Raw genomic sequence first — 10,713 nt, 5'->3', positions numbered from 1 at the left:
TGGCATTGCTCACCCAACACGCTTTGATTGGCGCGCACGCCTTAAAACGGAAACAGCAGGGGCACCATCACAATCACCCCGATGCTATAGGCCAGCGAGACCGGCAGGGCCAGCTTGAGATAGTCCGGCATCTTGTAGTTGCCCGCGGCATAGACCATCAGATTGGTCTGGTAGCCGTAGGGCATGATAAAGCTGGAGCTCGCGCCAAACAGCACCGCCAGAATAAACGGCATGGTCGAGACATCCATGCTGAGCGCCAGCTGATAGCCCATGGGGAAGGCCAACGCCGCCGCCGCGTTGTTGCTCATCAGCTCGGTCAGGACAAAGGTAAACAGGTAGATGCCGATAAAGGCCACCATGGGGCTGGCACCGTTGAACTCCCCCATCAGCCAGTCGGCGATAAGCCGCGCCAGGCCACTTTTTTCCAGCTGGTCAGCAATGGCCAGGGCCCCACCCACCACCAGCCAGATATCCAGCGGAAAGCGGCGGCGGATCTCGTCCAGAGTCAGAATGCGGGTGAGCAGCAGCGCCACCAGCATCAGCAGCAACCCCTTGAACAGGGGCACCAGATCGAACACCGAGAGCGCCAGCACCCCGAGAAACCCCAGCACCACGGCGGCGCTGCGCTTGCCATCGAGGCGGGTGGAGGCTTCCAGCCCGCTCACCACCACAAACTCGCGAGAGAGGGACTTGTTACCCGCAAACTTGGGGCCCGGTGCCAGCAACAGGGTATCGCCGGCGTGCATCTCAATCTGGCCGAGGCCGCCGGTGAGCTGGGTTTCCCCCCTGCGCACCGCCAGCACCACCGCATCGAAGTGGGTACGAAATTCGGCATCCTTGATGGTCTGACCCACCAGCCGCGAGCTGTGGCTGACGATCACCTCCACCAGATGCTGGCCATTGAGGCGGTGCTGGCCGTAGAGATCCAGCCCCTTCATCTCTTGCAACACGCCGACGCTCTCCACATCACCGCAAAACAGCAGCACGTCCCCTTCGTGCAGCTCGTGTTCCGGCTGTACCGGGCAGATCACCTGATCGCCGCGAATGATTTCCGCCAGATAGAGGCTTTTCAGGCTGCGCAGGCCGTTCTCCTTGACGCTGCGCCCCGCCAGCGGTGAACCGGTACCCACCTTGGCCTCGAGAAAGTAGCCGGATTCCCGGCTCATCTCGGTATCCTGCTCTGGCAGGTGGCGGGCAAACAGCAGCACGGCCAGCAAACCGGTCAGCAAGGTGCCGCCCCCCACCATAAAGAAGTCGAACATGCCGAGCGGCGGCACCCCCATCTTGATGAGGAAGCTGTTGACGATAAGGTTGGTGGAGGTGCCGATCAGGGTCAGCACCCCGCCAAAGGTGGCGGCGAAGCACATGGGCAGCAGCAGCCGGGAGGGGGCATGGTTGGGGTTGCGTTTGATCGCCCCCAGCATGGAGGCCACCACGGCAGTGTTGTTGACGAAGGCCGACAAGAAGGCGGTGGAGAACCACACCTTCACCAGCACCTTGTTGAATGAACCCGTGCCCACCAGATTGGCGAACCAACTCATCAGACGAGTCTTCTCCACCGCCAGCGACACCAGCAGCAACAGCACCAGGGTCAGCAGGGCACTGTTGGTATAGCCTGCCGCCACCGAGTTGATATCCGCCAACCCGCTCAGATAGGTGATGAGCACGGCGCCCGAGAAGAGCAGTGCCGGGCGAAATCTGCCCTGAACCAGCAGGACGATGAGGGTAGCCAGCAGACCCAGCACCAGGGATTGTTGCCAGGTCATGGGCTTACTCCTTGTGCGACTCGTTGCTGATGGTCAGCGCCTGCCAGTGGGGGAAATGCCTGCGCACCAGGGCGTTGAGCTCGATTTCGAACTCGCTGTAGTGCCCTGCCACTGCCTTGGCCGCCAGCCCTTCCACTATCATGCCGGCGCCGACGGTGACGTTGCTCAGCCGGTCGATCAGGATAAAGCTACCGGTGTCGCGGATATCCGCGTACGGGTCGAACGCCACCGGGTCGGTCAGGCTCAGTTCGCATAGACCGATCTCGTTGAGCTTGAGCTCGGAGGCCGGCAGCTCGTCGAGCTTGTTGATCTCGATGCGATGGCGAATAGCCTCCACCTGACCGCGGCTCTTCTTGGTGGCCAGCTTGACGTCGTAGACCCGACCCGGCTGCAGGGACTCCTCCCCCATCCAGACGATATGGGCCAGCAGGTTCTGGGTCACCTGCGGACGGTTGGCGGTATCCACCAGCAGGTCGCCGCGGCTGATGTCGATCTCATCGGCGAAGGTGACCGTGATGGCCTGACCCGGCAGGGCGTAGTCGAGATCACCATCGAAGGTGACGATGCGGGTGACTGTGCTCTCCTTGCCAGACGGCAACACCGCCAGCTTGTCGCCGACTCGCAAGATGCCGGCGGCCAAGGTCCCCGCGAAACCGCGAAAATCGAGGTTGGGACGGTTCACATACTGCACCGGCAGGCGCACCGGATGGCGCTCCAGCTCGCGCTCCGCATTTTGTATCACATCCGCCGACTCCAGCAGGGCAAGCAGGGTTTCCCCCTGATACCAGGCCAGCTTGTCGCTTGGGTTGACCACGTTGTCGCCATCCAGCGCCGAGACCGGCACCATATGGATGGTGTCGACGCTGAGCTTTTTGGCGAACTCGCGGTACTCCAAGCTGATGCGCTCGAATACCTCCTGACTGAACTCCACCAGATCCATCTTGTTGACCGCCACCACGAACTGCTTGATGCCGAGCAGGCTGGCGATAAAGCTGTGGCGACGGGTCTGATCCAGCACGCCTTTGCGGGCATCGATCAGAATGATGGCCAGATCGCAGGTGGAAGCGCCGGTGGCCATGTTGCGGGTGTACTGCTCATGGCCCGGGGTATCCGAGATGATAAATTTGCGCTTGGCGGTGGAGAAATAGCGGTAGGCCACGTCGATGGTGATGCCCTGCTCGCGCTCCGCCTGCAGGCCATCCACCAGCAGGGCCAGGTCCAGCTTCTCGCCGGTGGTGCCGAGCTTCTGGCTGTCGGACTCCAGCGCTTTGAGCTGATCTTCATAGATCTGCTGGGAGTCGTGCAGCAGGCGACCGATAAGGGTGCTCTTGCCGTCATCCACGCTGCCGCAGGTGAGAAAACGCAGCAGGCTCTTGTGCTGTTGGGCGTGCAGGTAGGCTTCGATGCCCTGTTCGCTGATGGCGGTCTGAATGTGGTTGTTCATGTTGCGATTCCTTAGAACTTTTTTTTAGAAATAGCCCTGACGCTTCTTCTGCTCCATGGAGCCGGCCTGATCGTGGTCAATCAGCCGCCCTTGCCGCTCGCTCGAGGTGGTGATCAGCATCTCTTCGATGATCTCCGGCAAGGTGGTGGCATTGGATTCAATGGCTCCGGTCAGCGGGTAGCAGCCGAGGGTGCGGAAGCGCACCAGCTCCTGCTTCACTTCATCTTCCGGGCCAATGGGCATGCGCTCGTCATCCACCATGATCTTGATGCCGCCCCGCTCCACCACGGGGCGATGAGCCGCGAAGTAGAGCGGCACTATGTCGATGTGCTCGAGATAGATGTATTGCCAGATGTCGAGCTCGGTCCAGTTGGAGAGCGGGAACACCCGGATGCTCTCCCCCTTGTTGACCTGGCTGTTATAGACCCGCCACAGCTCCGGGCGCTGGTTCTTTGGATCCCAGCGGTGAGACTTGTCGCGGAAGGAGTAGACCCGCTCCTTGGCGCGGGACTTCTCCTCGTCGCGGCGCGCGCCACCGAAGGCGGCATCGAAACCATATTTGTTGAGCGCCTGCTTGAGCCCCTCGGTCTTCATGATGTCGGTGTGCTTGCCGCTACCGTGGACGAAGGGGTTGATGCCCATGGCGAGGCCGTCCGGGTTCTTGTGGACGATCAGATCCAGCCCGTACTTCTTGGCGGTCTCGTCGCGGAACTTGATCATCTCCTTGAACTTCCAGTCGGTGTCGACGTGGAGCAAGGGGAACGGGATCTTGCCCGGATAGAAGGCCTTGCGGGCCAGATGCAGCATGACGGAGGAGTCCTTGCCGATGGAGTACATCATCACCGGGTTTTCAAATTCGGCAGCCACCTCGCGGATGATATGGATGCTCTCGGCTTCCAGCTGCTGCAAGTGCGTCAATCTTTCACGGTCCATGTTGGTCCTCGGGTCATTGCTTATGCGCCTGCTCGGGGCGCTGGGTGGTTCAGTGCGCGGCCGCATCGGCAGCCGCATCAAATATCTCTTTCTCGGTCAGGCCAGCTGCACCAGCTTGAGGTCACAGCCATCGAGATCCGGGTTAGCGCGCAGCTGCTCGCCGCTTTTTTCTCCGCTCTTTTCTCCAAACCAGGCGAGCCGCTCGCGCAGGGCGACCACTTCGCCGATGACGATAAGCGACGGGCTTACAGCCTGTTTGGCCAGCTCCGCCAAATCGGCCAGCGTGCCGGTCAGCACCCGCTGACGGGATGTGGTGCCGCGCTCGATGATGGCGATGGGGGTGGCTTGGCTTCGGCCGTGATCCACCAGCTGCTGCTGGATATGCTCGGAGCGCATCAGGCCCATGTAGATGACCAGGGTCTGACTGGTGGCGGCGAGCTGCTGCCAGTCGGGCTCCTTGCCCTCTTTCTGGCAATGGCCGGTAATAAAGACGGCGCTCTGGGCGTAATCACGGTGAGTCAGCGGAATACCGGCATAGGCGGTGGCACCGGCGGCGGCCGTGATGCCGGGCACCACCGAGAAGGGGATACCTTCGTCGGCCAGCACTTCCAGCTCTTCGCCGCCACGACCAAACATAAAGGGATCGCCCCCTTTCAGCCGCACCACCCGGTTGCCCGCCTTGGCGTATTCCACCAGCAGGCGATTGGTCTCCTCCTGCGGCACGCTGTGGGCGCCCGCCTTCTTGCCGACCGACACCAGAGTGGCATCGCGGCGCACCAGATCGAGGATCTCAGGCGAGACCAGCTGGTCGTAGAGCACTACTTCAGCCTGTTGAATCTGTTGCAGCGCCTTGAGGGTCAAGAGGCCCGGATCACCGGGGCCCGCGCCGACCAGCACCACTTCTCCTACTTCGCTTTTCGCCTGGTCGAGGCCATCGCTCAGCCACTGCTCGGCACCTTGCCAATCCTCTTTTTCAATCAGGCTGGCGAGGGTGTTGGAGGCAAAGGCGCGCTCCCAGAAGCGGCGGCGATCGGATATGGAAGAGAGCACCCGCTTGGCCTTGTCACGGACCCGGCCGGAGAGCTCGGTCAGCCCGCCGAGATGGCGCGGTAGCAGGCTCTCCAACCGTTCGCGCAGCAGGCGCACCAGCACCGGCGCCTTGCCACCGCTGGAGACCGCCACCATCAGCGGCGAACGATCGATGATCGAGGGGAAGATAAAGCTGGAGCGTTTGGGGTCATCCACCACATTGACGAACAGACCCAGCTGGTTGGCACTTTGATAAACCAGTGCGTTGACTTCGAGGTTGTCGGTCGCCGCCACCACCAAAATCTGGCCTGCTAGATGGGCCGGGGTGAAGCGTTCAGCCAGATGGGTGAAACGATCGGCGAATTCCGAAAATTCCGGTTCAAGCTCCGGGGAGACCAGGGTCAGCCGGGCACCGGCCGCCAGCAGCAGGCGCGCCTTGCGCAGGGCAACCTCGCCCCCGCCCACCAGCAGTACCGGGCGGCCTTCCAACTTGGCAAACATCGGCAAATAATCCATTTCGGCCCATCCCTCGGAACACGACTAATATGGGGCGACTATAGGCAGGGCAGCTTATCCCTCAAAATAATAAAAAATGCTTTTTAATGCGTTTTGGTAATTAGCAAAGCCAATTCATGACATAAGGCGTACAAAGTCACTTGTGGTACCTGACGCCACACCATAGGCTAGGGGCTGTGTTTCATAAGGAGCTAAATGATGAATGAATCATTGATTGTGCTAGGGATCTTCGTGTTTCTGGTGCTGGTCACCCTGAGTGCCGGCATCAAGATAGTGCCCCAGGGCTACAACTGGACGGTGGAGCGCTTCGGCCGCTACACCCGCACCCTGACCCCGGGTCTCAACCTGCTGATCCCCTACGTGGATAGGGTCGGCCACAAGATCATCATGATGGAGCAGGTGCTGGATATCCCGGCACAAGAGGTGATCTCCCGCGACAACGCCAACGTCACCATCGACGCCATCAGCTTTGTGCAGGTGGTGGATGCCCGCAAAGCGGGTTACGAGGTCAACGATCTCACCAGCGCCATCCGCAATCTCACCATGACCAATATGCGCACCGTGCTCGGTGCCATGGAGCTGGACGAGATGCTCTCCCAGCGCGACACCATCAACGAGAAACTGCTGCGCACCATGGATGCAGCTACCGCCCCCTGGGGCATCAAGGTGACCCGCATCGAGATTAAAGATGTGCGCCCGCCGCTGGCACTGGTGGAGGCGATGAACGCCCAGATGAAGGCCGAACGCCAAAAACGGGCCGAGGTACTGGAAGCCGAAGGGGTGCGCCAGTCCAAGATCCTCAAAGCTGAGGGTGAGAAGCAGTCCCAGATCCTCAAAGCCGAAGGGGAACGCCAGGCCGCCTTCCTCGCCGCCGAAGCGCGGGAGCGGGCTGCCGAGGCGGAAGCCAAGGCGACCCACATGGTCTCCCAGGCGATTGCGGAAGGGGATCTGCAGGCCATCAACTACTTCGTGGCCCAGAAATATACCGAGGCGCTGGCCCGCATCGGTGAAGGTCCCAACAGCAAGATCGTCATGATGCCGCTGGAGGCAGGCAGCCTGATCGGCGCCGTCGCCGGCATGGCCGAGCTGTTCAACAAAGATGGCAAGGGCAGCAAGTCATGACAGCCCTGCTGGAGGGGCTGACCCACTGGCACTGGCTCGGGCTCGGCTTCGTTTTGCTGGCCATCGAGGTGCTGGGGTCGGTGGGCTTTCTGCTCTGGACCGGCATCGCCGCGCTGGAGGTGGGTCTGTTGCTGCTGCTCTGGCCCTTCGGCTGGCAGGCGCAGCTGCTGCTGTTTGCGGTGCAATCCCTGCTCACCACCTGGGCCTGGTGGCGCTGGCAACACCAGCGTGACAACTCGGGTCAGGATGCCGCCAGCACCATCAACGAGCGGATGCAGAGCTATATGGGCCGCGAGCTGACCCTGCTGGATGACGTCACCCAAGGTACCAGTCGGGTGCATCTGGACGACACGGTCTGGACGGTGCGCTGCGACGAGTCGCTACCTGCGGGCAGCAAGGTCAAGGTAGTGGGGGCCGATTCCCACATCCTGCTGGTTGAACCCCGCAACTGACGCAACTCTGCCATCGAGTCATAAAAAAGCCCGCGATCGCTCGCGGGCTTTTCTCTCTCTGGCAACGACTCAGGTACGCAGCCGATCAAGCTGACTGGCGAGCGCCGTGGCCGCTTGCTCCAGCGCTTCGCTCAGTTGATGGCTGGAGCTGGCCTCCTGCCCAATCACATTGGCGGTATCGCCAATGCGCATCAAATTCTTGTTGATATCGTCACTGACGGCGCTCTGCTGCTCAGCGGCGGTGGCCACCTGACTGATGTGGTCGTGGATCTGCTGGATCTGGGCCACCACCCGATTGAGCGCCTCGAACGCCTGCTCGGTGCCCTGCACCGTGGTGGTGGAGCGCTCGATGCCGGTATTCATCAGACGTTGACTGCTGCTCACCTCGGTCTGCAGGCTACCAATCAGCTGGCCGATCTCGTCGGTCGATTCACGAGTCTTGTTGGCCAGCGCCCGTACCTCGTCCGCCACCACAGCAAAACCGCGCCCCATATCACCCGCCCGTGCTGCTTCGATGGCGGCGTTGAGGGCCAGCAGGTTGGTCTGCTCGGCGATGGCGCGGATCACATCGAGGATCCGGCTGATATTGGTGCTGCGCTGGGCCACCAGCGCCACCGCCTTGTCTGCCTCATGCATATCGCCCACCAGGGTGTGGATCTCGTTGCGGGCATGGCTCAGGGTCTGCTGGGCGGCATTGATGTGGTGGGTCGCCGCTTCCGACTCCTGCGCCGCCTGCTCGGCATAACCCGCCACGCTGACTGCCGTGGTGCTCATCTGATGCATGGCGCTCACTACGCTCTCCAGCTCCAGATGCTGTTCATCAAGACTGTTGCGCATGGTGTCGGCGGTATGTTTCATCTCCCGCGCCTGCTGGTAGACCTGCTGACCAATCCCCTTGCTCATTTGCACCATGCCCCGCAGCTTGCCGAGGAAGGCATTGAGCTGGGACCCCAGATCGATCAACTCCTGATGGGTGTCGATCTCCATCTGCTGGGTCAAATCCCCCTCATTGCTGGAGAGATAACTTACATGACGACTGATAAGAGAGAGGGGCGCGGTAATAGTCTGGATAAACCAGACCAACAAGCCCAGCACCAGCACAGTGATCCCGCCCATAACCATGGTCTGCTGCCGCTGGCCATCCACCAGCAGGGCACCCAGTTCGTTGCTGATGGTGTGTGCCTTGCCGAGCGCCAGCGCCTTGGGCACCTTGATCATCAACCACCACTGGGTATTGGCGGCATCGATCCGGATCGGCTGATGAAGAATAAAGTCACTGTCGCTGCTGACCGGCTGACCGTCAGGCAGGCTCAGGCCCACCTCCTTGAGCGGCCGGCCCAGTTTGTCGGCATAGCGGTTGCTGCCCACAATCAGCCCCATCTTGCTGACCAGGGTCACATCCGCCTTGTTGTCATAGAGGCTCTTGCCAAGGTTTTCGGCCAGTTGCTGGAAGATGGGCAGGTTCATATCCACCCCGGCCAGCCCGACAAACTTGCCCTCTTTCAGCAGAGGCACCGTCAGGCTGGTCATCAACATTTCGTTACCCGGACTGATTTCATAGAGGTAGGGTTCCATCAGACAGGGCCGGCGGGTATCGCGACCACAGAGATACCACTCGCTGTTGCGAATGCCGAATTCGTTGAGAGAGGTATCGAATTTGGCCTCGCTGGTGGCGGCATCCACCGGCTGTTGGATAACGGCGTCCCCCTGCTCCTTGGTGAAGTAGATCTCCAGACTCCCCTTGCCTGCCACCGAGTGGCTGGCCCCGTCCAGCCAGTTGCCATCCTCGCCGTCATAGCCATCCGGCTCAAACTGGGCGTAGATGGCGCTGATCCCGCTCGCCTGCTGCAAGCTGCTGCCGAGCAGAGATTCGACTTGGGGTCGCGACAACCGCAGTTCCGGCTTGGCTATCCCGGCTTCAATCTGGGCGGCTACGGTCAGGGGGATCTGGTAGGAGTTCTGCATCAGCGAGGCAATCTGAATGGCATAGCGCTCCGCCTGATACTGCAGGCTGCGGGAGACCTCCTCTTCCAGTGCATCGCTGGTCTGGCTCATCACCATGTTGCGAAGGGAGCTGAAAGAAGCTGACTGTAACAGGGTCATAGCCAGCCCGGTCAGTAGAAACAGCCCCATGGTAAGACACAACAGCTTGAACTTGAGGGAACGTTGCTTCATGCGATGACTCCTTATGGCAAGAGTAACAACGAATAAGTTGAGTATATTCCCCTACTTGTCGCTCACCCGATTTGTTGATGGGTTTGCAGCCAGCTTCTGGTTATAATTTTTGCCTTACCGAGCGTTGATGGAACAGTCGCAATGAGCAATGCACTGAGCAGTGTCCCACCGGTAGTCGATATGGACTACCCCTTTCCGGCCAAACCTCTCCCCCTGAGCGCCGAGCAGAGAACGACCTTGACCACAGAAATCAAGGCGCTGCTCAAGGAGCGCAAGGCGGTACTGGTTGCCCACTACTACACGGATCCCGAGATCCAGGCGCTGGCCGAAGCCACCGGTGGTTTCGTCGGTGACTCGCTGGAGATGGCCCGCTTTGGCCGCGATCACGAGGCGCAGACCCTGATCGTCGCCGGGGTGCGCTTTATGGGCGAAACCTCCAAGATCCTGAGCCCCCACAAGCGGGTGCTGATGCCAACTTTGGAAGCCGAATGCTCCCTCGATCTGGGCTGTCCCATCGAGCAGTTTTCAGCGTTTTGCGATGCCAACCCGGATCATACCGTGGTGGTCTACGCCAATACCTCGGCTGCGGTCAAAGCGCGGGCTGACTGGGTTGTTACCTCCAGCATCGCGCTGGAGATCGTCGAGCACCTCGACAGTCTGGGTCACAAGATCATCTGGGGCCCGGATCGCCATCTGGGTGCCTATATCGAGAAGAAAACCGGAGCGCAGATGCTGCGCTGGCAGGGCCACTGCATCGTCCACGACGAGTTCAAGGCCCGTGCCCTGCGCGAGCTGAAAGAGCAGAATCCGGACGCCGCCGTGCTGGTTCATCCGGAATCCCCCGCCTCGGTGATCGAGCTGGCTGATGCGGTGGGCTCCACCAGTCAGCTGATCAAGGCGGCCAAGGAGCTGCCCCAGCAGAAGCTGATCGTGGCTACCGACCGGGGCATCTTCTACAAGATGCAGCAGGCTTGTCCGGAGAAAGAGATGGTGGAAGCACCGACCGGTGGTGATGGCGCCACCTGCCGCAGCTGCGCCCACTGCCCCTGGATGGCGATGAACGGTCTGGTGGCGATCAAGGAGGCCCTCACCGATGGTGCCGAGCGCCACGAGATCCATGTCGATGAAGCGCTGCGGGTAAAGGCCCTCATCCCGCTCGACCGGATGCTCAATTTCGCCGCCGAACTCAAGCTCAAGACCCAGGGCAACGCCTGATTGCCGCCGTCACGAGATGCAAAGAGGGCTCCCGCGGGAGCCCTCAGACTGCTGACAAACC

At 61.0% G+C, this 10,713-nt stretch carries 8 protein-coding genes; 3 read left to right on the top strand and 5 right to left on the bottom strand.

The window, feature by feature from the left end; genetic code table 11:
* Nucleotides 1-41: 41 nt before the first annotated feature.
* From BN1117_RS17905 to cysG, 4 genes are read right to left on the bottom strand one after another with little or no spacing between them, the layout of a single operon-like run.
* Nucleotides 42-1,766, bottom strand: coding sequence for an SLC13 family permease (locus tag BN1117_RS17905; RefSeq protein ID WP_040099596.1), 1,725 nt, complete (start codon nt 1,764-1,766; stop codon nt 42-44).
* 4 nt (nt 1,767-1,770) lie between these two features.
* Complete coding sequence (cysN, locus tag BN1117_RS17900) at nt 1,771-3,210, bottom strand: sulfate adenylyltransferase subunit CysN (protein ID WP_040099594.1); 1,440 nt, start codon at nt 3,208-3,210, stop codon at nt 1,771-1,773.
* Between the two features lie 24 nt (nt 3,211-3,234).
* Complete coding sequence (gene cysD, locus BN1117_RS17895) at nt 3,235-4,209, bottom strand: sulfate adenylyltransferase subunit CysD (RefSeq protein ID WP_280136010.1); 975 nt, start codon at nt 4,207-4,209, stop codon at nt 3,235-3,237.
* Nucleotides 4,210-4,239: 30 nt separating this feature from the next.
* Nucleotides 4,240-5,688, bottom strand: a complete 1,449-nt coding sequence (gene cysG / locus BN1117_RS17890) for a siroheme synthase CysG (RefSeq protein ID WP_040099592.1) — start codon at nt 5,686-5,688, stop codon at nt 4,240-4,242.
* A gap of 198 nt (nt 5,689-5,886) precedes the next feature.
* Between cysG and BN1117_RS17885 the strand changes: the two genes are divergently transcribed.
* Nucleotides 5,887-6,810 (top strand): SPFH domain-containing protein, encoded by a 924-nt coding sequence (locus BN1117_RS17885; RefSeq protein WP_040099590.1) that lies wholly within the window; start codon nt 5,887-5,889, stop codon nt 6,808-6,810.
* On the top strand, nt 6,807-7,262 hold the full coding sequence (locus BN1117_RS17880) for an NfeD family protein (RefSeq protein ID WP_040099587.1): 456 nt from the start codon (nt 6,807-6,809) through the stop codon (nt 7,260-7,262). The genes BN1117_RS17885 and BN1117_RS17880 overlap by 4 nt, the downstream gene beginning before the upstream one ends.
* A 69-nt stretch (nt 7,263-7,331) precedes the next feature.
* On the opposite strand, the gene BN1117_RS17875 is transcribed toward BN1117_RS17880, so the two are convergent.
* The gene (locus BN1117_RS17875; protein ID WP_040099585.1) at nt 7,332-9,437 is read right to left on the bottom strand and encodes a methyl-accepting chemotaxis protein; all 2,106 of its coding nucleotides are present in this window, start codon (nt 9,435-9,437) and stop codon (nt 7,332-7,334) included.
* A gap of 141 nt (nt 9,438-9,578) precedes the next feature.
* Between BN1117_RS17875 and nadA the strand changes: the two genes are divergently transcribed.
* Nucleotides 9,579-10,652 (top strand): quinolinate synthase NadA, encoded by a 1,074-nt coding sequence (nadA, locus tag BN1117_RS17870; RefSeq protein ID WP_040099583.1) that lies wholly within the window; start codon nt 9,579-9,581, stop codon nt 10,650-10,652.
* The last annotated feature ends 61 nt before the right edge of the window (nt 10,653-10,713 follow it).

Origin of the sequence: Aeromonas australiensis (assembly GCF_000819725.1) — a bacterium.
GTDB lineage: Bacteria > Pseudomonadota > Gammaproteobacteria > Enterobacterales > Aeromonadaceae > Aeromonas > Aeromonas australiensis.
This window is presented reverse-complemented; position numbering and strand designations above follow the sequence as displayed.

Bases quoted from the DNA above. Each gene is read 5' to 3' on its own strand.
- BN1117_RS17905 (WP_040099596.1), bottom strand. From the start codon at position 1,766: ATGACCTGGCAACAATCCCTGGTGCTGGGTCTGCTGGCTACCCTCATC.
- cysN (WP_040099594.1), bottom strand. From the start codon at position 3,210: ATGAACAACCACATTCAGACCGCCATCAGCGAACAGGGCATCGAAGCC.
- cysD (WP_280136010.1), bottom strand. From the start codon at position 4,209: ATGCGGCCGCGCACTGAACCACCCAGCGCCCCGAGCAGGCGCATAAGC.
- cysG (WP_040099592.1), bottom strand. From the start codon at position 5,688: ATGGATTATTTGCCGATGTTTGCCAAGTTGGAAGGCCGCCCGGTACTG.
- BN1117_RS17885 (WP_040099590.1), top strand. From the start codon at position 5,887: ATGAATGAATCATTGATTGTGCTAGGGATCTTCGTGTTTCTGGTGCTG.
- BN1117_RS17880 (WP_040099587.1), top strand. From the start codon at position 6,807: ATGACAGCCCTGCTGGAGGGGCTGACCCACTGGCACTGGCTCGGGCTC.
- BN1117_RS17875 (WP_040099585.1), bottom strand. From the start codon at position 9,437: ATGAAGCAACGTTCCCTCAAGTTCAAGCTGTTGTGTCTTACCATGGGG.
- nadA (WP_040099583.1), top strand. From the start codon at position 9,579: ATGAGCAATGCACTGAGCAGTGTCCCACCGGTAGTCGATATGGACTAC.